The 25801-nt window shown below is 44.3% G+C and carries 20 protein-coding genes; 14 read left to right on the top strand and 6 right to left on the bottom strand.

Translation table 11 applies throughout. The features are described from left to right. Nucleotides 1–22 precede the first annotated feature (22 nt). Together AB5542_RS03800 and AB5542_RS03805 are read left to right on the top strand one after the other, a co-directional pair. Nucleotides 23–1018, top strand: a complete 996-nt coding sequence (locus AB5542_RS03800; protein WP_087420492.1) for a dihydroorotate dehydrogenase-like protein — start codon at nucleotides 23–25, stop codon at nucleotides 1016–1018. A gap of 3 nt (nucleotides 1019–1021) precedes the next feature. Beyond that, nucleotides 1022–2203 (top strand): transglutaminase-like domain-containing protein, encoded by a 1182-nt coding sequence (locus AB5542_RS03805; protein ID WP_087420491.1) that lies wholly within the window; start codon nucleotides 1022–1024, stop codon nucleotides 2201–2203. Nucleotides 2204–2405: 202 nt separating this feature from the next. Here AB5542_RS03805 and AB5542_RS03810 read toward each other — a convergent pair whose 3' ends face one another. The 4 genes from AB5542_RS03810 to AB5542_RS03825 all read right to left on the bottom strand — a co-directional run bounded on the left by AB5542_RS03810 (nucleotide 2406) and on the right by AB5542_RS03825 (nucleotide 6307). Next, a complete protein-coding gene (locus tag AB5542_RS03810) occupies nucleotides 2406–3251 on the bottom strand; it encodes a PepSY-like domain-containing protein (protein ID WP_118302136.1) in 846 nt (281 codons plus the stop codon). A 59-nt stretch (nucleotides 3252–3310) separates the two neighbouring features. Then, nucleotides 3311–4141: a PepSY-like domain-containing protein gene (locus AB5542_RS03815; RefSeq protein ID WP_279037431.1), complete on the bottom strand. Its 831-nt coding sequence runs from the start codon at nucleotides 4139–4141 to the stop codon at nucleotides 3311–3313. Nucleotides 4142–4355: 214 nt separating this feature from the next. Next, nucleotides 4356–5624 (bottom strand): sensor histidine kinase, encoded by a 1269-nt coding sequence (locus AB5542_RS03820; protein ID WP_118302138.1) that lies wholly within the window; start codon nucleotides 5622–5624, stop codon nucleotides 4356–4358. Then, on the bottom strand, nucleotides 5621–6307 hold the full coding sequence (locus tag AB5542_RS03825) for a response regulator transcription factor (protein ID WP_087420487.1): 687 nt from the start codon (nucleotides 6305–6307) through the stop codon (nucleotides 5621–5623). Before AB5542_RS03825 ends, AB5542_RS03820 begins: the two co-directional genes overlap by 4 nt. Before the next feature lie 134 nt (nucleotides 6308–6441). Between AB5542_RS03825 and AB5542_RS03830 the strand changes: the two genes are divergently transcribed. From AB5542_RS03830 to AB5542_RS03845, 4 genes are all read left to right on the top strand, one after another. Then, entirely contained in the window at nucleotides 6442–6693 is a 252-nt protein-coding gene (locus AB5542_RS03830) for an Imm17 family immunity protein (RefSeq protein ID WP_118258263.1), read from the top strand. Between the two features lie 22 nt (nucleotides 6694–6715). Beyond that, on the top strand, nucleotides 6716–8002 hold the full coding sequence (locus AB5542_RS03835; RefSeq protein WP_279037426.1) for a DUF4261 domain-containing protein: 1287 nt from the start codon (nucleotides 6716–6718) through the stop codon (nucleotides 8000–8002). 35 nt (nucleotides 8003–8037) lie between these two features. Beyond that, complete coding sequence (locus AB5542_RS03840) at nucleotides 8038–8409, top strand: hypothetical protein (protein WP_087420486.1); 372 nt, start codon at nucleotides 8038–8040, stop codon at nucleotides 8407–8409. A gap of 135 nt (nucleotides 8410–8544) precedes the next feature. Then, nucleotides 8545–9120: an RNA polymerase sigma-70 factor gene (locus AB5542_RS03845; RefSeq protein WP_279037424.1), complete on the top strand. Its 576-nt coding sequence runs from the start codon at nucleotides 8545–8547 to the stop codon at nucleotides 9118–9120. On the opposite strand, the gene AB5542_RS03850 is transcribed toward AB5542_RS03845, so the two are convergent. Both AB5542_RS03850 and AB5542_RS03855 read right to left on the bottom strand, forming a co-directional pair. Further along, complete coding sequence (locus AB5542_RS03850) at nucleotides 9121–9759, bottom strand: hypothetical protein (RefSeq protein WP_279037423.1); 639 nt, start codon at nucleotides 9757–9759, stop codon at nucleotides 9121–9123. A 47-nt stretch (nucleotides 9760–9806) separates the two neighbouring features. Further along, nucleotides 9807–10451, bottom strand: coding sequence for a hypothetical protein (locus AB5542_RS03855; RefSeq protein ID WP_279037421.1), 645 nt, complete (start codon nucleotides 10449–10451; stop codon nucleotides 9807–9809). Nucleotides 10452–10870: 419 nt separating this feature from the next. On the opposite strand from AB5542_RS03855, the gene AB5542_RS03860 reads away from it, so the two are divergent. The 8 genes from AB5542_RS03860 to AB5542_RS03895 all read left to right on the top strand — a co-directional run. Further along, the gene (locus AB5542_RS03860; protein WP_279037419.1) at nucleotides 10871–12040 is read left to right on the top strand and encodes a FecR domain-containing protein; all 1170 of its coding nucleotides are present in this window, start codon (nucleotides 10871–10873) and stop codon (nucleotides 12038–12040) included. An 84-nt stretch (nucleotides 12041–12124) separates the two neighbouring features. Continuing rightward, a complete protein-coding gene (locus AB5542_RS03865; RefSeq protein WP_279037418.1) occupies nucleotides 12125–15850 on the top strand; it encodes a SusC/RagA family TonB-linked outer membrane protein in 3726 nt (1241 codons plus the stop codon). Nucleotides 15851–15861: 11 nt separating this feature from the next. Next, the gene (locus AB5542_RS03870; protein WP_279037417.1) at nucleotides 15862–17448 is read left to right on the top strand and encodes a RagB/SusD family nutrient uptake outer membrane protein; all 1587 of its coding nucleotides are present in this window, start codon (nucleotides 15862–15864) and stop codon (nucleotides 17446–17448) included. A 33-nt stretch (nucleotides 17449–17481) separates the two neighbouring features. Beyond that, nucleotides 17482–18456, top strand: coding sequence for a hypothetical protein (locus AB5542_RS03875; protein WP_279037415.1), 975 nt, complete (start codon nucleotides 17482–17484; stop codon nucleotides 18454–18456). Nucleotides 18457–18567: 111 nt separating this feature from the next. Continuing rightward, a complete protein-coding gene (locus tag AB5542_RS03880) occupies nucleotides 18568–20967 on the top strand; it encodes a zinc-dependent metalloprotease (protein ID WP_279037413.1) in 2400 nt (799 codons plus the stop codon). Between the two features lie 60 nt (nucleotides 20968–21027). Beyond that, nucleotides 21028–23358: a zinc-dependent metalloprotease gene (locus tag AB5542_RS03885; RefSeq protein WP_279037411.1), complete on the top strand. Its 2331-nt coding sequence runs from the start codon at nucleotides 21028–21030 to the stop codon at nucleotides 23356–23358. Between the two features lie 6 nt (nucleotides 23359–23364). Next, nucleotides 23365–25317 (top strand): protein-disulfide reductase DsbD domain-containing protein, encoded by a 1953-nt coding sequence (locus tag AB5542_RS03890; protein WP_279037408.1) that lies wholly within the window; start codon nucleotides 23365–23367, stop codon nucleotides 25315–25317. A 37-nt stretch (nucleotides 25318–25354) separates the two neighbouring features. After that, nucleotides 25355–25801, top strand: a 447-nt coding sequence (locus tag AB5542_RS03895; protein WP_368242985.1) for a peroxiredoxin family protein, incomplete at its 3' end; no start/stop codon positions are given.

Below are 25801 nucleotides of genomic sequence, written 5' to 3' on the forward strand. Positions count from 1 at the left end.
TTAACTATTTAAATAAATCATTATGGCAGATTTGAAGACGAAATACATGGGACTGGAGTTACGGAGTCCGATTATCGCGGGAAGTTGCGGTTTAACGTCCGACGTGGAGAAGATGGTCGAGATGGAGAAAGCGGGAGTGGGAGCCGTGGTGTTGAAATCTATTTTCGAGGAACAGATTAACGAGGAGACTTCCGGTGTGTTCAAGGCCGGTTACGGGATGGGTGATGCTTATCCGGAGGCCGAGGATTATATCAAGGCGTACATTCGTTCCAACACGATACAGAAGTACGTGGAATTGGTTCGTAATGCCAAGAGTCGTTTGACGATACCCGTGATTGCCAGCGTGAACTGCTTTAGTGGTGGAGAATGGGTTTCGTTTGCCCGCCAGTTGGAAGAGGCCGGGGCGGATGCACTGGAGTTGAATGTTTTTATTTTGCCGGTGAACGAGTTTAAGGAGAGTGCGGAAGTGGAGAACGTGTATTTCGAGATCGTGAAATCCATCAAGAGCCAGATAAAGATACCTGTTTCCGTTAAGATCAGTCATTATTTCACGAACCTTTCCGCTTTCGTGGATAAAATCAAGGCTTACGGGGCGAACGCGACCACGTTATTCAATCGCTTCTACGAGCCGGATATTAATATCAATACATTGGAGATGGGGGCCGCATCCGTGTTTAGTACGGCTGCTGAATTGAGGACAACCTTGAGATGGACCGGTATTTTGGCCGGGAAGGATAAGAAGTTGGAAATTTCTGCATCCACGGGCGTGCATGGTGGTGAGGCTGCCGTGAAGTTATTGTTGGCAGGTGCGACAACGGTTCAAGTTTGTTCTGTTCTTTACGAGAAGGGTATTCACGTGATCGAGGATATAAATAATTTTATCGGGAAATGGATGGACTCGAAAGCTTTCAAGACAATCGGGGATTACCGGGGAATGCTTTCCTATTCGTCTATCGAGAACCCGGATCTTTATGAAAGAGCCCAGTTCATGAAATACTTTAGTAATAAACAATATTAATTTATGAGAAGTACATTTATCTTGTTGTTGTGTTGCATGTGCTTTGCATGTGCGAAGTATCCGGGAGTGCCGGAAAAATATCATGCTTTGTTGGACAAAGCTTTAGAAACGTCGGGAACGAATCAGCCGGAATTGGCAAAGGCGTTGGAAAGTGCTACTCCGGAAATGAAGGAGGGGGTGGCCTTTTTGATTTCTTATATGCCGGAGCGGGATTTGAAAACGATGAAAGGGGATGATTTGTTGTCGAATGTGAAATTGGCCTATGAAGCTCGTAACCGTTTTGCCTGGGCGAAGAGCGTGCCGGATTCTATTTTCTTGAATGACGTGTTGCCTTACGCTTCATTGAACGAGGAGAGAGATCAATGGCGTGCCGATTTCTACAAGAGATTCGCTCCTTACGTGGAGAATTGTAAAACATTGGAAGAGGCAATTAAAGCCGTGAACAAGAACATCCGGGATGAAGTGAAGGTGGATTATAACACGGCCCGCGAGAAACCTGATCAGAATCCCTCGGAGTCTATTCGTCAGGGAATGGCTTCTTGTAGCGGTTTGTCTATTTTATTGACGGATGCTTTGCGGTCGGTGGGTATTCCTTCCCGTATTGCCGGGACTGCCAACTGGCATGATAACCGAGGGAATCATAACTGGTGCGAGGTTTGGTTGGACGGTAAATGGTATTTTACCGAGTATTACCCGAACGAGCTCGATCGTTCTTGGTTCCTTGCCGATGCCGGGAAAGCTGATCCCAAAGATCGTATGCACGCAATCTGGGCCTCTTCTTTTAAACCGACAGGGGAGAGTTTCCCGTTAGTTTGGGATTTTAATATTAAGTACGTGCCTGCTATCAATGTCACTCAACGGTATTTGGATATTTATCAAGAGGTTTATCAATCTCAATTGGCCGGAGGAAATTACGTACCTCTAAAAGTCATGATGTTTAAAGATAAACGCAATATGCGTAAATCTGATGATCGGGTAGCTGCCAACGTGGATATTTTCTGCGGTAAAGATCAAATCGGTGGTGGACGTACTGCCGGACCTAGACAGGATATGAATGACGTGTTGGAATTTATGGTGGAAAAAAATAAAGTGTATACTTTGAATTATTTCGATAAAAACGGTCAGTGGGTTGGTGAAGAAGTGAAAGTGAAAGAGAAACCGGTAGAAGTGAAATTACACTTGTAAGAAAAATAAGAGGGGGGCAAAAATCTTTTGCCCCCCTCGTTTGTAAAGTTTATAAAGTAGAACCTTCGATTCTAAAAGTTCATAAAGTCCATTGACCCTAGCGGGCGCCTTATCTACGGCAACTTTGTTGCCGATGGATTCAGTCTGAGGGATAAACCTTATAACTTTACAAACCTTACGAACTTTTGCACCCTTTCGTTTATTAATTCTTTGGTATTGCGGATACAATTTTGAGATTGTTGGCATCTATCGTGACATCGAATTCCCGATCCCCTTGTTCAACTTCAAAAATGTAAACGAGCGAACCGTCTGCTCTTTCTTCATAATCAATGTCGTCAATCCGGTAATTTGCGTAGGAAGAAGTTTTCAGTACATTCATCACGTTGGTTGGTACATTATTGTGTGAAACTTCCCAAGTGGTGACAACCCATTGATTCTGGTGGTTGAACACGACTTCTTTCATGATTTGTTGATCAATAATATCAATCTTTAGTAACCCTTTATCCTGATCGATTTCCACGATATTGGCCTGTGGGTATTTCTGCTGAATGAATTGTAGGACTGTTTTGGGAGCGCTCTCCGGTTGATATCCCCGTCCATCGTTATCCATGAGGGTTTTTACTAGCGTTCCATTTTCCAAGTAGTGCAAGGCAACTTCTTGTTCCCCGAGTTCTGCCTCGATAATGTAAATTGTCTCCATCCCGGCTCTTTCCAGCTTGTCAACATCTTCGACTTCCCATCTCCCGTATTCTCCGGATTTAAAACTATTGCGGATCACCACGGGCAGGGAGTTATATTTAACGTCACTTTCGGTCATCACCCATTGACCGTTGTTGTCAAACCACGCCTCGACTTCCGTGAAGTCGATATGGAATTCGGCCACTTGATACGTGTTTTTCACTTCCCATTCTACTCGTTTTGCCGAGGGATATTTGGCTTTAAAGGCACTCACGACGTTTTTGGGTGGCGTGTAGCTGCTGTCTTTGCAGCTACTGAAAGCAAACGTGGTGGAGAGTAGGATTAGTGCGGTAACTAATGTTGTTTTCATAATTTCTAATTTAAGATCCTCTTGTTTTACGTTACTGTAATTTAAATGTTACCTGTCTATCATTTTACAACATTTCCCTCCATATCCACTGTTACGTGAATTTCTTGATTGCCTTTTTCCAATTCGAAGATGTATACTTCACTTCCGTCTGCGCTTTCTTTGTAATCAATATCATCAATTTTGAATCCTGGGTTGTCATTCAGCACTTTGGTTGCAATGTCTTGAATCTCTCTTTCTCTAACATCCCAAGTCGTGTATAACCATTCGTTAGCACTATTGAAGTGTAATTCTTTTGCTTTGTTTTCGTGTAAGATGTCGATCTCGGTAATTCCTTTTTCGACTTCAATGTCCACGATGGTTGCTTGTGGATATTTCTCGTTAATGAAATTTTTCAGGACTTCAGGAACCGTGTTCGGTTGATAATTGTTGTTGTTGTCAATGTCTTCTACCGCTTTTATTAAAGTTCCGTCTTCAGCGTAGAATAAATCAAATTCCTGTTTGCTTTTTTCAACTTCGATCACGTACACGGTTTCCATTTCAATTCTTTCCAGCATATCCACGTCATCCACTCGCCAGTCTTTGTATTCTGACTCGTTGAATGCGGTTTGTACGGCATCCGGGAGATTGTTAAACAATATGTCGCTTTCAGTCATCACCCATTCCCCTTTGGTGGTGATCCATGCCTCCTTCTCGATGTTGTTGTCATAGAAGTCTGCCACGTAGTGGTCGTGTTGTAATTCCCAGTCGACACGCTGTGCGTTCGGGTATTTTTCGTATAGCACGTTCACGATTTTTTCATCCGGCGTGTAGTTATCGTCACTATCATCACAGCTAGTGAAAGCAAATCCGGCTAACAATAAAGAAACGAAAATGGTCATTCTTGTTTTCATGGCATATAAATTTTAATGTTTGTATTCTTTGTTCTAATTTCTGAGAACAAAGTAAAGGGGTGATTTGGGAAAGATTTGGGAATCGAAATTATTTTAGATTTAAAAATTTGAAGATTCTGTGATTTGATGATTGCCGATTAAGTGATTTTTTCCCCGTGAATGTGTGCCTTTTTTAATCACGGAATCATTGAATCGAAAATCACAGAATGATATATTAAAATCGTAAATCGAATCGGTGTTTCCCATCGAAGGAGTAGGAAATGTGAAAATGGTAAAGGTGGACGATGCTTTGGATAATTGCCAATCCTAGCCCGGTGGAATCACTTTTTTTGTTGTCGGCTTGATAGAAACGAGTGAAAAGGCGGGATTGATCCAAAGAGGGACCATCCGTGCTGTTGGTGAAAGTGATTCCGGTTGATTGTACGCGAATAGTGATACTTCCCTCGTTCGGGGTGTGTATCATGGCGTTTTTTAACAGGTTCGTGATTAATATATTTGCTAGTGATTCATTCATGTGAACTTTACAAGCGGCATTTTCTTCCACTTCCACGTGCAGTTTTTTATGCTCGTAAATTTCTTGAAAATCTTCCACGAGTTCTTTTATGATCGGGTTGAATTCCACTTCTTTCGTTTCGTGGAATTGGCCATTCTCGATGCGGGAAAGGAGCAACAGGGATTTATTGAGTTTCACGATACGTCCCAGATTCCGGTGGATGTCCTCGATTTCTTCCAGTTGTCCTTCCGTGCAATCCGGCCGTTCTGCCAATAATTCCAGCTTGTTCCGGCAGATTGCTAACGGGGTCTGGAGTTCGTGGGATGCGTTTTCAATGAATTGTTTCTGTTGGGAATACATCTCTTCGTTTCGCCGGGTCATTTTAAGTATCGTCTCGTTTAGTTGGCGGAATTCTTTTATCTTGGTAGGGTTCTCCAATGGGGGATTTTTCCCGCCCAGGGTAAATTTGTTCAGCCAGCCCAGTAGTTTGTAGAATGGGGCCAGGCTTTTTCTGAAAACGACCTCAAAAACGATCAGTATACAAACAAGTAGCGAGACATACAGAATCACGATCGACCATAATATCGCCTCGATCATATCGTCCTGTTCCAGGGTTGAGATCATGATCGTTAACTCGTAAAACTTTTTATCCTCTCCCCGAAAGGCTGTCTTTAGTACTCGTACAGGATCAAAATCGTATTCAAGTTCGTAAAAACGTGTCGAGTCAAAGTATCGTTCTTTGTAATGAATAGCCTGCTCTTCAGGTATTTCTTTTATGAAGTATTGACTCATTAAATCGCTACTATTATTAATCGCGGCTGTATCCCTCAAAACCTGTTGAATAATAAGATGCTTGTAGTTTTCCAAGCTATCATCCGTCTCGTCCAGAATTTCATCCAGTATGCTAAAAAAGAAAAAGCCAGCCCAGAACGTGAGGATAATAATCATCACGATCGAGAGTTTGCTTATCGTGTGGTGGATGAGTTTCATGCTTCCGGTGTTGTGATTAGTTTATAGCCGAACCCGTACACGGCTTTTATTTCCGGGATAGCGTCAGCGGTTTTCATCTTTTTGCGTAAATTTTTCACCTGGGAATAGATGAAATCGAGACTGTCGGCTTGATCAATGTTATCACCCCACACGGATTCAGCCAATGTCGTTTTGTTGATCAATCGGTTCGGATTGGTGACAAAATAGTAGAGCAAGTCAAATTCTTTTCGATTGAGTTTCAGCTCTTCTCCATTGATGAACACGGTGTGATCGTCGGGACGGACGGTTAGGTTTTCAATTTCAATCTCGGTATTCCCGTCGGTTTGATGGCGTCGGATCACGGATTTCACCCTCGCGTGTAATTCTGCCAAGTGGAATGGTTTTGCGAGGTAATCATCAGCACCGAGGTCAAGCCCCGTAACCTTGTCTTCAATGGAATCCTTAGCCGACACGATGATCACGCTTTCCCGTTTCTTTAATTTCTTCAGCTCTTCCAGAATCGAAAGTCCGCTACCCCCGGGGAGCATAATATCCAGCAAGATACAATCGTAGTCGTAATCATTGATCTTTTGCAGGGCTGTAGAATAGTCTGCCGCTGTCTCCACGACAAAACGTTCTTTCTCCAGTGATCGAGTCATCACTTCTCGCAAGTCTTTTTCGTCTTCAATGATTAATATCTTCATGGCGTTGAAATTTTGTAGAACAAAAATAGCAATTTATTCTGGAAAGAATCTGGAATAAATTTTAAATAAGAGACTTCCGGGAGTACATTTCCAATTTATTCCTTTATATTTGCTGCGATGCAAAAAGAGGTTGTATGAAGGATAAAGACCTGTCTTCGGACATTCCGGCCGAATATACGGTATGGCTCGTCCCGTTGTTTGGGATAGTTATGCTGGTCGGGGCTATTCAGAAATGGAAATGGGTGTTGCAAATGCAAGGTACTCGCCCCTTTGGTTTCCTGTATTGGTTAGGATACTTGTGGGGAGAGAAAGGGTATCGTGTAGGGATGATCTTACTTTCTATAATCATTATTATTTGCGGGCTGTTATTGGCTTTTTTGATGTAATAATAATTTAAACAATAGAAATATGGAATATCCGAGTGTAGAGGCATTAATGAAACAGATCCGGGATTGGGCGGAAGAGGAAGATTACGATGCAATTATAGAGGTGTTGCCGGAATTGAAAACTCCCGGGCAATATTACGAGGCGGTGTTATGCGTGGCTTATGCTTATTTGAACCAGGGATTTTACCATGATGCGGAAGAGTGGTTACGTAAAGTGGAAGACCAAGGACGTGAGAGTGGTGTTTGGAATTACCGGTTGGCTGTTGCGTTGATGCATCAGATGCGATTAGAGGAGGCTTTGCCGTATGCCGAACGTGCGGTGACGGTGGAGGCTGGTTACCCGTGGGGATGGTTGGTGTATAGCAAATTATTGTATGGATGTCAAAGAACCGAAGAGGCGTTGGAGGCTGCCAAGAAGGGATTAGTTTTGATGCCGGGGGATGAAGAATTTACTTCATTGATTGAGGATATTTCTAACGGCCTGTCATTTTTTGAAGTTACAGGTGTGGAGGAAGACGATGGGAAAGTGGAGAACGGGGAAGAGAAGGCCGGGACCTTTTGCGGGTCCGTGTTGCTAAACTCGGTAAGTTTCGACGTGGATAAGGTCATGGCAGATTTGAAGACGGAGTGGGGAATAGAGCCATCCGATAAGCCGGGAGATATGGCCAGTGATGATGCGAGTGCAGACGAATCGACCCGGGTGTTTTATCTCGGTGAAACTTTAGTGGCTATCAGTCTCATGCCGGCAAGAGTTCCGGGTGGAGAGGCCGAGTATTATGCAGAGACAAATTATATGTGGCCGAAAGCCGTAGAGGTAACGAAGACGCATAAAGCTCACGTGCTGGTAGCTGTTCTTGCCCATGGCTTGACCCCGGTGGAAGCAGGTAAGTTACACGTGAAAGTGATCGCTACTTGTTTGAAACAGCCCAATGCTATTGGCGTTTATGTTTCCGGGACAGTGTTTCAACCGGAATTTTATATCGAGGTGGCCAATATGATGAAGGAGGATGAGGAAAACTTACCCGTGTTGACTTGGGTGTATTTGGGCCTGTACCGGAGCGAGGAGGGAAATAATATATACACGTACGGGATGACAGCTTTCGGGAAAGAAGAGATCGAGATATTGGGAAGTAAACATAATTTCCCCGAGTTACAAAGATTCATGCTTGAAATAGCCTATTATGTTATCGGTTCGGACGTGACGTTACGAGAAGGAGAGACATTAAGTGTCAGCGAAGAACAAAAATTTCCAATTACCCGGTCAAGAGGGGGCGCCGTGGAGGGTATGACTTTGAAGATTGAATATTAATTGGGAGGTTCATAGTATTTGAAATAAGAAACGATATGAGTTTGGAAGATTTAAAGAATAGTTTGGGAGAAGATGTATTGACTTCAATGTATGAGTACTTGATCCCAGAGGAAGATGACGAGATGGAAGGATTTGTTCCGGCTTACGGGAAGAAAGACGTGAAGACTTGTGAGGAGATTCTGTTGGAATTTATTGATGCTTTGTCTCGGGCTGATGAAAACAAGGAGATCATCATGGGACAGGTTAAAGAAACTGTGCTGGCTTTGAATGTTTTGAACGAGAAGTGCGAGTATGAACTGATCGAGACGGATCAGCGGGAAGATATTTGTAAATTTATCATTACGGCCGTAAATGTGGCCGGGTTGAAGACCGATGAGGACGTGACGGAAGAGTGGAGAGAATGGTAGTTCTTTGACCGGAGTAACGTGATTTTAGGCGAGAGTGGAAGGTGTATCGTATTTTATAAGGTGTAGAAGTTTGATATTGTTGATGATTCGTTATCTTTGCGAGTAATAAATCCTTGGAATAGGTGAAAATAGTGCATGGATAGTGATGATATACTTATGGGGTTGAAACGTCGGGATGAAACAGCTTTGTCTGTTCTTTTCGATACATATTACGAGAAGTTGTATCTTTTCGCGGAAAAGTATATCTATGATTCTGATAAAGCGCATGACATCGTGCAGGATGTTTTTCTGAAAATATGGGAGAATGCCGAACGTTTGGAGTTAACATCTTCCATTCAACATTATCTTTTTGCATCCGTTCGTAATGGTTGTTTGAATTATCTGAAAAGTCTGCAAATCGAAGATCGTAATAATCGTAAGTACATGGAGGCCTATATCGAGTCGCAGAACGTGGATATGGTAGATGATGAAGAACTCCTTGCCCGTATTCGGCAAGTGCTTGACGAGTTGCCCGAAAAGTGCAGGGAAGTCTGTCTTCTGCGTTTCGTCGAGGGGTACAAGTATGCTGAAATTGCAGCCCGGCTCGATATGAACGAGAACACCGTGAAGGCCCAGTTGCACCGGGGAATGGAGCGCTTGAAACAAGCGTTTGCCATGTATGACTACGTGCTTGTTCTTTGCGCTCTCGGTCGGATTTTCATGGACCGGTGATTATTCCAGTATGATATTCGTGTATTTGGACACGGAGGCTCTCGTGTTCACCGGGGAGAGGGCGAACGCGTAAGCGACGCAGTTGGCCGGGGTAAAATCCTTGTGTAAAGGGAATTCTTTCGTTCCGGGAACTCCTCGTTTTCCTAACGGGTAGGCCAGTGTGTCCTGTTCTTTCGTGTCGTGGATGACTAGATATATATCGTCCTCGTCTTTGGCGAGGGGACTGAGGGGTTGACGGAACCACTCCGCACGGACGATGCGTTCGTTTTCCTGGATATGAACCTCTACCGCGGGTGGTGTCAGGTTTCCCGTCGTGCAGGTCACTCGTTCCAGACGGATCGTGACGTCGAGGGTTTCCGCGTCAATTTCCACGGCATTTTGATTCATCCCGATGAATCGGGTTCGGGCGGTGGACCAAGATTGACGGGGGAATCCGGCTTGTATGGCCGCGTAGAAATGGTAGGACAGGTCGGAAAGTGCCTTAAAGCGGGTTTGTTGGATGACCTGTGCCGGGGATTGTTTTTTCTTTTTGAAAAAGATTTTTCCCTTGGCGATGCTTTTCCCCTTGTACTTGCACATCGTGACGTTCCCCACGGAGCCGGAGGCGTTATCGAAAATATGTGAGTGAAATATAGCCATACTGATTTTAGATTTATGATTTACGGTTTTGGATTGAAGGATTCAGATCACTTTAGCTTAATCTTGTAGTAAAGGCTATTCGTGAACGAGTCCCTGTCCGCATTCGTGAAGAAGGCATAGACATGAGCTTCCGTTGCATCCGGTTGTTCGAGAGGAATGTTGGCGATCCCGTCATTCCGGGTGATGCCCGTGTTCTCGATGATTTGGACCCGGAAAGGTTCGTTGTCATAAATCACGGCGAGTACGAGTTCATCCTTGTTTCTGCGGTCAAGAATCCACGGGGTGGTTTCCCAGTTGATCGAGAGAACTCCTTCCGGAGCATCCTGTTGCCGGAAATGAAAGGGCATCTGTAAGTCCCCCACGGTAAATTTTAACAGGGCGAAATCCCCGATGTTGTAGTCCGTGTCGTACGCGTTGATGTTCTCCTTGACGAAAAGGTTGTATCCCGAAGCGATGTTCCTGTTGTTCGCCTCCCTGTTCCACGAGTAAACCAAAAACGTGTTCTTCACGGATTGATAAAGGGTTACCACCGATGACAACCGGGTGTTTTGGTGGGCTCGGGTGGGTGAACCCGCGTTGCCATCATACGAGGGAAATTTGCGACCGAACGTTTTTCCTCTTTTGTGGTATATAACCATACCATCGTATCGCCCGTGAGCGTCTTTTAATAAACCGGATTTAATTTCTACCATAATTTTACTATTATTAATAATTACCTATTACTCCCCGTTTCATTCGTGTTGCAAACTAAATAGGAGGATAAAGATACGACAGGAATGACCGTTTGTCAAGTTAAATATCCTTTTCTTTCCTTAAAATGGCGGCGATGATCGGGCGACAAGGGGGCGAGCATGGGGCGACAGCGCCTATTTACCGCCTATCTGTCGGGCAACAGGCTGGTAACGGGGGATTGTATCCGTGAGGAATGGGTATTTATAAGGATGTGATTTGTTTGGAAAGTAAAATATTTACTTGATTTTAATATTCTTATTATCAGTATTGTATATGATCTTATTCTTGTCCGAGATCATTTTTTTGAAAAATAATTCATTTTCTTGTAAACATTTTGGAGGGGGAGTTTGTCTTTAGGGTGTAATGAAGATGAAAAGTCATGGAGAAAGAAAATATACATATTGATTGGGAAGTCATTTCGAAAAGTTTCCGGGGCGAGTTGTCCGGGGAGGAGCGGGAGAGGTTGGAAAGCTGGTTGGAGGCGTCTTCCCGGCATCGGGATTTCTATCGCCGGGCGCTTGAAGGGGGAAAAACGGACGCCACGGTCGGGGTGGATCGAGACGTGTTGGCAGCAAAGAAAAACGAGTTGATGGGACGGGCCCGCGTGATGAAGGGGGACGTGAAACCCCGGAGGGCGCTGAGGTTCGTGTGGTATGCTGCAGCGGTCATTTTGCCCTTGGCAATTGCTGTCGGGATGTGGGTGAACATGGGAGGACGGGAGAAAAACGTGGTGATTGCCCAGCGGGTGCAACCGGGTAGCGGGCGTGCCGTGCTGGAATTGCATGATGGGAGAACCTATTTTCTGGACACGACCCGGGTGGTTGAAACCGGAATAGAGGGAAATCTGGCGAAAGCCGAAAAGCAATCGCTGGTTTACACGAAACAGGAGGCCGAGGAACTGGTGTATAATAAAGTGATGGTTCCCCGGGCGGGAGAATATTCTCTCACGTTGTCGGATGGGACGCGGGTATGGTTGAATTCCGATTCGGAGATTCGTTATCCCGTGGCTTTCGGGAAGGACCGGAGAACGGTCTTTTTATCCGGGGAGGCCTATTTTGAGGTGGAGAAGGATGCAGAACGCCCGTTCTACGTGGTGTTGGACGGTATGGAGGTGAAGGTGTACGGGACATCGTTTAACGTGAACACGCATTATCAAGGGAAGATCCTGACCACACTGGTGGAAGGGAAGGTGGGTATTCGGGTGAAATCGACGGGGGCGGAATGTATCCTGCGACCGAACCAGATGGCCGAGTTTGATCGCGAAAAGGAAGAAGTCGAGGTGACGGACGTGGATACTTACTACTACACGGCTTGGCGGGCGGGGGAGTTCGTGTTCCAGAACGAGACGATCGAGGAGATCATGGATCGTTTGTGTCGCTGGTATGACACGGAGGTTTTCTACGCGAATGACGACGTGAGAGGGAAGCGTTTCACGGGGGTTATCGTTCGTTTCACGGACGTGGCGGACGTGTTGCACCTGATCGGGGAGACGGCAACGGTACAGTTTAATTTGAAAGGAAATACAATCACGGTAAGTGATTCAAGATAAAACCGCGAATCGTTGGCGCGAGTCGCGGTTTGATAACGGATGTTGTGTGTACATCCATAATGTTTAATATTAATCAACAAATCTATGAAAAAAATCAGAAAGTCGTTTGATTTTTCGAGTTTTTTATGCTCGTTGAAGATGAGACTACTATTGGGAAGGTGGGGATTAATGGCGCTGATGTTGCTGGGACTGCCTTTCGTGGTTTCAGCTCAAAACCAAAAGGTGACGATCAACGTGAAGGACGTTGACGTGCAGGTGGTGTTTAAACAGATAAAGGAACAGACGAACCTGAATTTCGTGTACAACGCGGATCAGTTGAAAACGATGCAGAAGGTGACGCTGAACGTGAAGGAGGTTACGGTGGATGCCGCGTTGACGAAATTGTTCGAGGGGTCGGCTTTCGAGTACAAGTTCGAGATGCAGTCGATCGTGATCAAGAAGAAGACGGAACAGGCGGAGAGCAAGAAATCCATGTTGTCCGGTCAGGTGACGGACAAAAGTGGCGGTCCGCTGCCCGGTGTGGCCGTGTTGTTGAAGGGAACGACGGTGGGAACGGCCACGGACGTGAACGGGAATTTTAAGTTTTTGGTGCCTCAGGATAAGAATACGGTGCTGGTGTTCTCGTTTATCGGGATGAAGCGTTTGGAGGTGCCCGCCCAATTCGGGGAGCCGATGAAGGTGACGTTGGAGGAGGATGCCACGGAACTGGACGAGGTGAACGTGATTTCCACGGGGTATTATAACGTGGACAAGCGTCACTTGACAAGTTCCGTGACCTCGCTGAAAATGGACGATATCATGATGCCGGGAGTAAGCACGATCGACCAGATGCTGGAAGGGAACGTTCCCGGAATGATTTTCATGCAAAATTCGGGACAGGTGGGTGCTGCACCGAAGTTGAAAATCCGGGGGACAACAACAGTGTTAGGGTCAACCGCTCCGTTATGGGTACTGGATGGAGTTATTTTGACTGATCCGGTGAATGTCGATCCGCAACAGATTAATGATTTGGATTTCGTGAATCTGTTGGGTAACGCTATTTCCGGCTTAAATCCGGATGATATAGAGCAAATTGACGTGTTGAAGGATGCATCAGCGACAGCTATTTACGGGCCACAGGCTTCTAACGGCGTGATCGTGATCACGACGAAGAAGGGTAAGATTGGAGCTCCTTCGGTGTCTTATTCTGTAAGTGGAACGTATCGTCGTCGTCCGTATTATACGGATAAGGCCGTGAATGTGATGAATTCAAAGGAACGAATAGACGTGTCAAGGGAACTTGTTAACAGACGTTTGAATATAGGAAGTTTAAATAGTTGGGTCGGTTATGAAGCGGCGGCTCAGGATTATTATAATGGTGTGATTGATCGTGATGAATTTTCTCGAAGAGTGACTGATATGGAAACTTGTAATACGGATTGGTTTGGAATTTTATTACAAAATAGTTTTTCGCATAATCATTCTTTGAGTCTTTCAGGAGGAACGGATCATATTAGGTATTATACATCCTTGGGATACAGTGATGAAAATGGTAATATTCGGGAAGAGAGTAATAAGCGTTATACGGGTATGGCGAAAATTAACGTGAATTATGACAAATTTACCATGCAATTCTCGATGACAGGAAACGTGCAAAAAAAGGAATACACGCCCTCTGAAGTAAATTTGATGGAGTATGCTTATAATACGAGTCGTACGATTCGAGCTTATGATGAAACGGGAGATTTGTGGTTTTATCAACGTCACGAGGGAAGTGATAGTAAAAATTATGACCAACCGTTCAGTATTATTAATGAGAGGAATAATACCTACGATCAAATTGAAACGAATCAATTGAATCTGGTTGTGGCTTTGGGATACCGGCTTACTTCATGGTTAAAAGCTGATTTGCAGTTTTCGTATAATATTTCCCGTACGGACAAGGAAACTTACTTTGGGGCTGATTCCTGGTATGCTGCTAGATTAAGAAAATACTCTTTAGTCACAGAGAGTATTAATGAGGATAATACGGAATTGATAAGTGGTGGTGAATTACGTTTGGATTATACGAAAAATGATAATTATAATTTGCGAGGTCAATTAACGTTTAATCGTTTTTTAGATAAGGATAACGTACATCAAGTGACGGCTTCTGCGATTGGGGAGTTAAGTTCCGGCTTGTATGGGGGATCAAAAATTGTACATCGGGGATATATTCCGGACCGAGGATTATTTTTTGATAAGGTTCCTATCGAGATGGTCAATATCGGGACGACGACTTATAAAAAATTGCGTTACCCGAAGTATTATGAATGGATGGAGTCAGATGATGCTCGCGGGATGTTGAAAGATAATTTGACAAGGAAAGTGGGATTAATCTTGACAGCATCGTATAGTTATAAGGATTCTTATATATTGAATGCTAATATGCGTATTGACGGATCCAATAAATTTGGGGATGCTAGTAACGACCGTTTATTGCCGATTTGGTCTGTTTCCGGACGTTGGAATCTGCACGAGAATGTATTGAAGAATTCGGCGAAGGTGAATGTCTTGGCATTGAAGATGTCTTATGGTTGGCAAGGAAATATGTCCGCACAGGATTCTCCGAAATTGATCATTCAAAAAGGAACGACGAATAAATATTTTAACGAGTATTTCTCGACAATCAAGCAGTATCCTAATCCGGATTTGAAATGGGAGAAAACGTCTACATTTAATCTTGATGTTGAGTTTTCTTTCTTTAACAATAAGTTGAACGGTTCTGTCGGGTATTATTATCGGCATACTTCAGATGCTTTTTTAAGTAAGACTGTTTCATTTGTGAACGGTGTTGGAAAATATACAGTTAATAAAGGAACTTTAACGAACCAAGGATATGAGTTTACATTGAATTTTGTTCCGATAAATACGGTTACTTCTGTTGGTGGAGAAACACGTGGTTTTGTTTGGCGGTTTGATCCCAATTTCGGTTCGGTGTTCAATCAATTGATTGATAAATTGAAGTCCAAGGATAAAGTGTTGCAGGACGAAATTACTTATACGAATTATCTAGATGGTTCGGTGCAAATCGTGGGACGTCCCGTGAATACATTTTATTCTTACCGTTTCAAGGGATTAAGTCCCGTGGATGGTCGCCCAATGTTCTATGGGGCGGACGAGAAAATGATGGTTGATGGACAGGAAGTGGACACAAAGGATGTATATGAGAAAATGACTCAAGAAGAGGTGTACGAGCAAGTATTGACTCGTTCTGGTTGTCGAGAGCCTTTCTTGCAGGGAGGAATCAGGAACTATTTTGGTTGGAGGAATATCGGATTGAACATTAATTTGTCTTATAGTATCGGATCTAAAATTCGGTTGATGAAGATGTATGGTAGTGCAAATACTTTCGCTCCTGGTCCGGAAACGAATATGAGAAAGGAATTCGTGAACCGATGGAGATCTCCGGGAGATGAACGTGTAACAACAGTTCCGGGATTCTTGGATGCTACTGCATATGGGGAAACGCTCAATAAAGAGTGGTTCCAAAAGATGAGTGTCAATAAGTTTGCTGAAAATATATGGAAAATGTATGATAATTCGGATTTGCGTGTGGCATCTGGGGACTACCTGCGGATTCAGAATGTGTCGTTGCGGTATAATATTCCAACGAGAATATGTAATAAATTGTTATTAAAATCAGCTTACGTAAGTTTGAGTGGTACTAATTTATATACGTTTTGTAGTAAAAAGTTAAAAGGACAAGATCCTTCTCAGTCCGGAACATCGGATTTGGTGAATTTGTCTATTCGTCCTCAATATTCTTTTCAATTGAATCTTACTTTCTAATAGTTGCAAGGATGAGAACATTTAATTTATTATTAGTGATTACAGGATGTTTATTGCTAGGGGCATGTGGGGATTTCCTGAAAGAGTATTCTAAAGAATTGACTTACGCACAATCGTGCAAGGATTTGGATGAGATATTAATCGGTAATGGGTATTTTACATCCGGGGTAAGTTCAACGTTTACCGCATCTTCTTTTCAAAAAGGGACTTTTTATTACCCTTGGTTACAAGTTATGGATGATGATTTGGAAGAATATAGTTTTGGCGAGTTTGGTACGGGAACAGCATTGTATAATTTACGTCCCTTTTATGCTTGGCAGCAAGTTCCTTTTCAGGATCCGAAAGGACTTCCCTTTGATGATCCGACTTGGAAAAAGCTTTATGAACATATAGGCTATTTAAATGTAATTATTGCTCAAGTGAAGGAGTTTACTCATGAACCGGAAGAAGACCGGAATCGAGTGCAAGGGGAAGCGGAATTTTTGCGAGGGGCATGTTATTATTTGTTGGTAAATATGTATGCAAAACCGTATGTGAAGGCTTCTGCAAAGGATGATTTGGGTGTGCCTTTAAATGTAACTGAAAAAATTGAGGATAAGTATTTTAGTCGTGATAAAGTGGCGGATGTGTATGAGCAGATTGTACGAGATTTAAAAAATGCAACGGAGCATTTGGAAGGGATTCAGCAATCTACGATCTATCGTGTGAATGCCAAAACAGCCCATATCTTGTTGAGTCGTGTGTACTTGTACATGGGAGAATGGGAGCTTGCAATTGCAGAGAGTGAGAAGGCGATAGCCTTGGGATGTCCTTTGTGGGATTTGAATGATTTTAATGCGACAGATATTAAAGGAGGAAGTTCGTCTGCCCCTTACACGAAAGCGAACTATATGAACTCGACAGGTTCCCCTGAGGTTTTATTCACACAAGGTACGAACGCAATGAATTTACTGACAAATGATAATAGTGACAAGGGGCGATACCGGGTGTCGGATGAGTTGTTTGCCTTGTATCGTAAATACAACGAGCTAGAACAAGTTCGGGATTTGCGTGATACTTGTTATTTTACCCCTGCAATATCAAATACTGCTTATCGTTACTCTCGCAAGAATGGATCTTTGGCACAGGAGATTGACGTGTTCGATTGTTTTGTTGTTCGTACTGCTGAGGCGTATTTGAATAAAGCGGAAGCGGAAGCAATGCTAGAAAGACCGGAAGCAGTTGGGACTATAAAGATATTGCTTGAAAATCGTTTTCAGAATGGCAAAACTCCTAACGTGATTGACGGTTTGAATGGTAAGGAACTGGTTCGTTTTATACGGGAAGAACGTCGGAGAGAGTTGTGTTTTGAATGTCATCGTTGGTTTGATTTACGTCGTTATGCCGTATGTGAGAAATACCCGGAAATGAAGGAGATCACGCATAAGTTATTGGGTCCCGGCATTGCGGAAGGTGTGCTAATGGGGGATGCGGTACTGAAGGAGTATGGAAAGGATGCGGCTTGGGTTATGCCAATTCCGACGTACGAGATAGACTTTAACAAGGGAAATATGGTGGACAATGAAGAACGTCCAGATAGACCGATTCCATCGTTGTAAGTTGATTGAGTTCTAATTTAATAGAATATAGAGATGAGAAAATTTTTGTTTGTATATAGTGTTTTGTTGCAGTTCTTTTTGATGTCTTGTCAGAAAGAAGATGATTTGAATCCGTCGGGCATGGATACTAATTTGTTTGCTATTCAGAATAAGACAGGACGGTTTAACGAGCTGGCGTATCAGATATACCAGGAAACAGGTGTTTCGATCTTTGTGAACGATACGGTTGCGAAAGTGGAGCAAGGGGTTGATGCGTATGGAAATCCACGTTATCATTATGAAATCTTCGCTGTTGGTTATAATATTTTTACAACTTCGCCTACAGCTATAGCGTTATCTGCAGACACGAATGCAATGGTTGAGGCTGCTCGTGTGATAGAGGAGAAGGTGATCCCGAATTTACCCAGAAAGCGTGAATATAGGCCTTATGCTATTCTGTTGGTTGACACTCTTTCCACGCCCACGTATGGTTGGAATTCGACAGCGGGACGGATGCCTAATTATAGACCCGATTATGCTTACAAGAGTATGTTGGGCATTACTGTTGGTCGACTTGCAGACATATTAAGTATGAGTACAGATGAAAAATCTTATTGGGCAGGAATGGTTTTAGGTACTAATTTAGTGGAAAGGATTACGAGTTTGTGTGCTGAAGAGCTGGAAGATTTTTACGTGATAACGGATACAGCAGCAAATTCTTTTTACTCGCAAAAGTATTATTGGAATACTCAAAATGGACTTATTCAACCTTTATACAATGCTGATCCAAAGGATTTGGGCTTTTTAGATTGGATGCTTACTGGACCAGATCGGTATACCACGATGCAGTTGTTGTACAAGAATACTCCTTCGAAAACGGTGGATGTGACGATGTATATTGCGGCCATATATGCTTATTCAGAAGAGGAGTTTCGGATAAAGTACGGAAGTTATCATAAATGTGTGGAAAAGTATATGGTTATGAAAAATATTCTGTCTTATTTTAAAAATAAGTACGATATAGAATAGTTGTTTGTAATACAGGGAGCCGAAAATATCTTCCGGCTCCCTTGCTTGTATGTATGTTTAGTGTCGGTTAGCCGATACTACGGGAGTTTATTGTATAAAAATTACAGGTGTATGAGAAAGATTTTAAGAATTATCGGGTTGTGCGTGTGTTGTTGGGGGCTATGCGTGGAGGAGGGGATCGGACAGGTACGGGAGCACCAAGGACTTACTATCGGGGAGTTCGTGCAGCCGACGGCGCAACGATATAAGGGAATGTTTAATGTTTACGTGCAGGAGGGGCGGTATTTCGTGGAGATTCCCAAACGGTTATTGGGACGGGATATTGCAGCGATGCAGGTGTTGGCGAAGGGATCTGCCCAAAATAAAAGGGCGGATACTCAATTGCTGGGGTATGCGGGAGATCCTTTGTCTACCCGGTTAATTCGTTTCGAGGTTGGGAGAGAGAATGAGGTGTGGCTGGTGGAGCCGGAAACTGATAAATGGGTAAAGGATACGACAAGCGAGATTGTCCGGTTGATGAAAACGACGGAACGTAAGCCTGTTGCCATGATTTTTGACGTGAAGGCAACGGGGGATGAGAGTGTGTTGATTGATATGACGGAGGTCTTGTTGACGGACAATAATATATTTTCATTAAAAGATATGAAAGCAACGCTTGGTCTGGGTGGTTATCAAGCCGATCGGGCGAGCGTGGCCGGATGTAGTGTGTTTTCGGATAATGTGGTTTTTCGGATGATTAAATGTTACGGGGCGGGAGCCGCACCACAATTGTCACCTTTCGCCCGGGAGGAGAAGGTGGAACAGAATCCGACGGTGTGGGAATTGGCGGTGTCTTTACGTTTGTTGCCAGAAGAGCCGATGCGTCCGAGATACGAGGATAAACGGGTTGGGTATTTCGTGGTGAAGGGTACGGAGTACGGGGATTCGTTGAAGATGAAACAAGCGACATACGCCTGCCGGTGGAGGATGGAACCTAGGCCGGAAGAGGTGGAGAAATATAAACGGGGGGAATTGGTGGAACCCCGGAAACCGATTGTTTTTTATATAGATTATGATATTCCGGAATTTATGATCCCTCATTTGATCGAGGGAGTACGGGATTGGGAGAAGGCGTTTGAACGGGCGGGGTTCAAGAATGCGATCGTGGCGAAACGGATGCCCCAACCTGAAGAAGATCCGGATTTCCGACCGGAGGATGCACGGAATTCAATTATTTCGTACAAGGCCTCACCGATTGGGAATGCTTTCGGGTTGCAAACAAGTGATCCGAGAACCGGGGAGATTCTAGGAGCCCGTATTTCCTTGTTCCATTGTGTACGCGATTTGTTGCAGAAATGGTATTTTGCCCAAGCGGGTGCGGTGGATGAACGAGTGCATCATTTCCCTTTCCCGGAAGAGGTGATGGGGAGACTGGTACGTTACCTTGTTTCTCATGAGGTGGGGCACACGTTGGGATTACGACATAATTTTTATAGTAGCAGTACTTATTCTGTCGAACAGATCCGGGATAAGGATTACGTAAAAGAACATGGACACACGGCATCGATCATGGATTATGCCCGCTTTAATTACGTGGCGCAACCCGGTGATGGAATTGCGTTGGAAGATTTGGTTCCGAGGTTGGGCGAGTATGATTTGTTTGCTATTGAGTGGGGATACCGTTATTTCCCGGAGATGAAGGACGAGCAGGAGGAAAAAGCTTATTTGCGGGCGTGGACTACTCGGCAAAGGACTGAGAACGAGCGTCGTTTCTTTGGTACGGAGTATGATGCTCGTAATCCCCGTTGCCAGAGTGAGGATTTGGGAAATAATAATATGAAAGCGAATGAGCTGGGAATGGAAAATCTGAAACAGATCGTGAAAAATATAACGGTCTGGACGGAAGGAGATGATACATTTGGTTCCATTCAGGCAGAGATGTACAAGGGGGTATGTGATCAGTATTTGAAATATATCACTCATGTGGTGAATAATATCGGAGGACATTTCGTGTATGATAAATCACGTTTGGAGGGGGCAGGTATGGATATGCCTATCGGCAGGGAACAACAGAAGGAGGCATTGGCTTTTTTGGACAAGCATTTTTTCCATGCCCCGGAGTGGTTGTTTGAAGAGCATTTGACGGATATTGCTCGAATGAATAAAGTACGGGTGATGCGGATGTTGTACGGGATGATATGCAAGCAGTTGACCGGTTCTTTCTTAAAAATGTCGGAACAGGAACAGATGGAAGAGTGTACATATACTTTGCGGGAGTGTTTGGACGATTTGTATGGAATGATTTTTACAGAGGCCTTGAATAATCAACCGGTGACACCGTGCCGCAGGGAGTTACAACGGATGTACGTGGCGAGTTTGAGAGGCGTGATGGAACGGGATTTTGTGGATAACCCGGCAATTACTTCTTTGATTTTTGAACAGTTGGAAAGGATAAAGGCGGATGCCCGGAAGGCCGGAAAGAAGAGCAGGGATTTTATGACGAGGGCGTACTGGAATAATTTTAAATTTTAGATTTACGATTGAAGAATTGCCGATTGAGTGATTGTTGATTTTTAGATTAAATGATTGATGATGAAAAGATATTTGATTAGTATAGTATTGTTGCTGGTTGCGATTGGTGGTTTCGCACAGGGGAAGGAACCGATGGCGTTTACTGCCTTTTTTAAGAACGGGATGGAGAAGGCGGAAGGGATTCTACCGGTTTACAAGGGGGCAGATAAGTATTATTTGGAGATTCCTGTGAATTTGTTGGGACGGGAGATGTTTTTTTCCGGGGTAGTGATGAGGGGAACGGGGATTCCTTACGCGATGACGGAAGGAATGGGGGTTGCCGTGTTCAAGGCAGAACCGGGAAACCGGGTGTCATTGTCGAAAGGGATCTTGGGGGAACGGGTTTCCGATACGACTTCTGGGATGTATAAGTTGATGGCGGAACGGATGCTGGAGCCAGTTCATGTCATGTATCCCGTTGTGGCAAGAGGAACGGATGGGGCGAGTCCGATTATTGAGATTACCTCACTGGTGAAAACGAGTCCGGAATGGTTTGGTAGTGCCGAGAGAGGTGCCGCTGATGCATCTAGTTCAGAGATTACGGGAGTGAAGAAGTTGGAGGACGGGGTGAAATTTTCTGTGGTACGAGTTCATTCGTTCGCGAAACAAGGATTCTTAGGAGTGCCGGGAAAAGAGGGAATCGTGCCGATTGAAATGGAATGTATTATACGGGTGTTGCCGGAAAAGTCGATGGTGGTACGTTACGCTGATCCTCGTGTCGGTTACCGGACGTTGAGTTATTTGGATTACGGGAGTAACCCGCAGGGGGTGAAGAAAGAGTCGTTGATTTATAAATGGAATCTTTCGGTAAACCCGAAAGATCAGGAGTTGCTGCAGCGAAATCAGTTGGTTGAACCGGAGAAGCCGATTGTGTTTTACATTGCCCCGGAGGTACCGGAACGTTTTCGTCCGGCTATTCGGAAAGGAATTTTGGCTTGGCAGGCGGCTTTTGAGCAGGCTGGTTTTAAGGATGCAATACAGGTGAAGGATGCGGATCAGAATGTGGATTTAGCGTTAGCGGATGCTGTTGTGTGTTGTTATCCGGGGAGTGGAAATGTGAGTTCTTCTATTTTGGTACATCCGAGGACGGGGGAGATTTTGAAGTGTCGGGTGAATGTTCCGTATTATTTCATGTCGGATGATATGAGAGAGTATTTGTTACAATGTGGGAATGTGGATGAGCGTGTGATAAAGGATTTGGCTGACGAGGAGCTGGTGATGGATTTGTTGCGTTATAAGGTGTCTTCGGAAGTGGCGAATGTTTTCGGGATGCTCCCGAATTATGCGGCTAGTATGGCGTTTTCAGCCAAGCAGATGAGAAATCCGAAATGGGTTGCCGAGAACGGGTACACGGTTTCCGTGACGGATGAATTGCCTTTTAATTATGCGGTTCAACCGGGAGATGGCGTAAACGTGAAAGATTTGATCCCGCGGGTGGGATCTTATGATCGGTGGGCGATTATGTGGGGTTACAAACAATATTCAGCGGTGACCGATGCGGAGAAGGATAGATTGATCTTGAATCGATTATGCGGTTCTGTGAAAAAGGCAAAAGTGTTGTGTTATAGAGGTTTTGATAGTAATAATTCAATGGGTGTACGGGGTGATTTGGGGAAAGACCGGGTTGTAGTGACAGAATTGGGAATGAAGAATTTGGAGAGAATGTACCCGAAATTGGAAGAGATTACGGCAAAAATAGATGGAGAGGGATGGGGTGAGTTGGAAAAAATGTATTCTAAGGCTCAATCTTTGTATTGCGATTATTTGAAACAGGTCGGGGGATTGATTGGCGGGCGGTATACCGCTCCCGTGATAAAGGAAAGTGATGAAAGACCGGTTACGTTTGTTTCCCGGGAAGAGCAGAAGGAGGCAATGGAGTTTATGAATCGTTATTTGTTCGCGGGGATTCCGGCATGGTTTGACAGTAGTTTAAACTTGAAGAATGGGTGGCTGACGATTGAAGAGATGGTTAGGCGGTTCGTGGGTTCTTGGATGAAAGAGAAATTGGACGAGGGATGTATCGGTATTTTGTTGCAAGGGGAAATAGCTGATGGGAAGAATGCGTACACGGTAGAGAATTTCTTTAACGATTTGGATCGTATGATTTTTAATGATTATCGAGTTACCGAAGTGACGAGTGTACATCGGAAAAATGTACAGTATAGCTACGTGAAGGGTATGGCGGATGGTATGGTGGAAGTGCAGGGAAAGCCCAAGTCCGAAGAGTATATGATGGTGATGAAAATGCACGCCCGGGAAATGAAGGAGAAATTGGAACAATTGGGTGAATCTCATCGAGATAAGGGGGAAAGAGCGTATTTCAGAAGTTTGGCGGCAAAACTTAAATTGTGATCTGTTATGAAAGGAATTGTTTTATGTTTGATGTTCGTGACGTTGTTTCTGGTGGCAGGAGGATGCCACCGGGGCACGGACGGGAAACAGGGGTTGAAGGTTTTGTATGTGGGTTTTAATCCAGACCGGGAGTTACCTCCTAGGAATTTTGCTCACGGGGCGGGAATCGCGAAAAGTCGTTACGAGAAAGATATGAGGGAGAGAATGCCTGCATTTGAAAAATTGCTGAAGCAGTATTTCGTAAAGGTGCAAACGGTGGATGCCCGGGATTATGAAGAGAGTATGACGGAAGAGTTTGATGTGATCGTGTTTGACGGGCTACCGGAGCCTGTCTACCCGAAACAGGAAGAAGTAGAAACCGAGCTTGCTCCTGTTGCAAAAAAGTTGGCAGACGTGGTGGACACGAAAGCTTTGTTTGCTGCACATTATTTTTCGGATCAGTATAGTAAACCGACTTTGTTGGTTGGTGATAAAACAGGAATTTTAGGGGCTGCACTGGGGTTGAAACTGAACTGGTATTGCCGTTGTCTGGATGCCCATGCTTATGATGTTCGGGTGGATCACCCGATTTTTCAAGGACCACTGTCCGTGGATATGAAGTACGAGAGACGAATAGCCCCCTCGTCGGCTATTTCAGGGGTGGAAGGTGTGACTACACCGGGAGTGATGGATATGTGGCGGGTGCAAACGGAGGGGTATCGTGAAGGAGGACGGGAACGTTACCGGCAGGGATTGGTGGCTTTCGGAGATGGTTTTGAAGAGAATGGTGACGGGGAACGGATTGCCGGAGGGGTGAGTGATAAATACCGAAATGCGGTGGCAATCGGACGACATGGTAATTTTTTCATGTGGGGATTTGCGGCAGACCCGAATTATATGACGGAAACGGCACAAAGGGTGTTTATTAATGCGATATGTTATATCAGTAAGTTCGATGGAAAAGTTCCTGTGACGAGAAAGTACGAGAGTGGTTATGTGACGAGGGAAAAGTTACGGCAGCAACTGGCCTTATTCGAACGAGATACATTTGAACATTACCGGGAGGCAAGAAAGGCTTATAACGAGAAATTGATGGAGTTGAAACGGGAAGTCGAGGATCTGAATGCCGCGGGAAAAGAGGTGCCGGGTGATTTGATGGGACAGGCGTGGCCTCAGCCTCAGAAGGTGATGGAGTACGAGGAGTATCTGAATAGCTATTTGAAAAGAGATCGGGAAAGAGCCGGATGTTCGGATGCGGAAGAGTATCGTGTGTATTTGAAGGAGAATATGGATTATTTCTACGGGGGGACGGGTAATTTTTCTTTCCGGGTAGATCGGGATTTGAAACAATTGGGGATTGCCGTGGGGGACGTGAAAGGATTGGAGAGGGCTATCGAGTTGTTGGAGGGTTCTCCGGAAGAACGGGAAAAGGGAGAACGTTTGTTGGCTCGCTATTCTACGGAAAATTTTTCGACCGTGGCGGAATGGAAAACATGGTTGGATGAGGTGAGGGACCGTTTGATCTTTTCGGAGGCGTGCGGGTATAAATTTGTTGATAAAGTTAAGGGGATGGCTATCAATCGGATCGATAAGACACAAGGGGGTGTACAGCAGGATAACCCCGTGAGCGTGCTTGCCATGAGGATTGGGAAGGAGATTCAAGTGCAATTTACAATGAAGGAGGGTTTCCATATTTATGCCAATTCGGGAGAGGAAGGAGCTTACGTGTTGACAGATGTTAAGTTTGAATACCCTAGAGGTATTGAGCCGGATGGTAAATTGAAAGTGCCGGAAGGGAAAGCGTATGAGGCAGATCCCAAGGTGAAAATTTACGAGAAGAAAGTAACGCTTGTTCAGCCCGTGAAGGTTACCCCGGCCGATAATAAAGGTGTGATTATTTGTACGGTGACTTACCAGGCTTGTGATGATATGATTTGTATGCCACCGGTGACGGAAGAGATTGAGGTGATGAATCTTTAGTGAGTGTAATGATATTTGATAATAAAAAATGAATCTGATGAAACAAATTATTTTAGTATTGGTCGTGTTGTTCGCCGGAATGAATTTGGCAAACGGACAGATTGAAACGGAACCGGAGAAGTATGGTTTTAAAGTATGGACGGGAAATGATGTACCTGATTTCGAGGTGATGATGACGAATGGTAAGGCTATTAAAATGAAAAAATTGCGGGGAAAAGTGGTGTTGTTGGATTTTGTGGGTACGCAGTGTACGCCTTGTATCGCGGGGTTGAAAAAATTCAAGAAGGAAATATTCGAACGTTTTAAAGGGAAAGATTTGGTGGTTGTTCCTGTTATCGTGAAGTATAAAAATGAGGAGGATATAAAAAAGTTTCAGGAACGTTTCGGATTTGATTTTCCTTTTGGAAAGGATAAAGATAGAAAGATTGCCAATTTGTTTTTCGAGGGGGGAATACCCCGTTATTTCGTGATTGACAGGAAAGGG

The organism is Butyricimonas sp. RTP31003st1_G1_RTP31003_210430, assembly GCF_040920905.1.
GTDB classification, from domain to species: Bacteria; Bacteroidota; Bacteroidia; order Bacteroidales; family Marinifilaceae; genus Butyricimonas; species Butyricimonas paravirosa.

Coding starts and splice junctions, on each gene's coding strand:
- AB5542_RS03800 (WP_087420492.1), top strand. CDS start 23: ATGGCAGATTTGAAGACGAAATACATGGGACTGGAGTTACGGAGTCCG.
- AB5542_RS03805 (WP_087420491.1), top strand. CDS start 1,022: ATGAGAAGTACATTTATCTTGTTGTTGTGTTGCATGTGCTTTGCATGT.
- AB5542_RS03810 (WP_118302136.1), bottom strand. CDS start 3,251: ATGAAAACAACATTAGTTACCGCACTAATCCTACTCTCCACCACGTTT.
- AB5542_RS03815 (WP_279037431.1), bottom strand. CDS start 4,141: ATGAAAACAAGAATGACCATTTTCGTTTCTTTATTGTTAGCCGGATTT.
- AB5542_RS03820 (WP_118302138.1), bottom strand. CDS start 5,624: ATGAAACTCATCCACCACACGATAAGCAAACTCTCGATCGTGATGATT.
- AB5542_RS03825 (WP_087420487.1), bottom strand. CDS start 6,307: ATGAAGATATTAATCATTGAAGACGAAAAAGACTTGCGAGAAGTGATG.
- AB5542_RS03830 (WP_118258263.1), top strand. CDS start 6,442: ATGAAGGATAAAGACCTGTCTTCGGACATTCCGGCCGAATATACGGTA.
- AB5542_RS03835 (WP_279037426.1), top strand. CDS start 6,716: ATGGAATATCCGAGTGTAGAGGCATTAATGAAACAGATCCGGGATTGG.
- AB5542_RS03840 (WP_087420486.1), top strand. CDS start 8,038: ATGAGTTTGGAAGATTTAAAGAATAGTTTGGGAGAAGATGTATTGACT.
- AB5542_RS03845 (WP_279037424.1), top strand. CDS start 8,545: ATGGATAGTGATGATATACTTATGGGGTTGAAACGTCGGGATGAAACA.
- AB5542_RS03850 (WP_279037423.1), bottom strand. CDS start 9,759: ATGGCTATATTTCACTCACATATTTTCGATAACGCCTCCGGCTCCGTG.
- AB5542_RS03855 (WP_279037421.1), bottom strand. CDS start 10,451: ATGGTAGAAATTAAATCCGGTTTATTAAAAGACGCTCACGGGCGATAC.
- AB5542_RS03860 (WP_279037419.1), top strand. CDS start 10,871: ATGGAGAAAGAAAATATACATATTGATTGGGAAGTCATTTCGAAAAGT.
- AB5542_RS03865 (WP_279037418.1), top strand. CDS start 12,125: ATGAAAAAAATCAGAAAGTCGTTTGATTTTTCGAGTTTTTTATGCTCG.
- AB5542_RS03870 (WP_279037417.1), top strand. CDS start 15,862: ATGAGAACATTTAATTTATTATTAGTGATTACAGGATGTTTATTGCTA.
- AB5542_RS03875 (WP_279037415.1), top strand. CDS start 17,482: ATGAGAAAATTTTTGTTTGTATATAGTGTTTTGTTGCAGTTCTTTTTG.
- AB5542_RS03880 (WP_279037413.1), top strand. CDS start 18,568: ATGAGAAAGATTTTAAGAATTATCGGGTTGTGCGTGTGTTGTTGGGGG.
- AB5542_RS03885 (WP_279037411.1), top strand. CDS start 21,028: ATGAAAAGATATTTGATTAGTATAGTATTGTTGCTGGTTGCGATTGGT.
- AB5542_RS03890 (WP_279037408.1), top strand. CDS start 23,365: ATGAAAGGAATTGTTTTATGTTTGATGTTCGTGACGTTGTTTCTGGTG.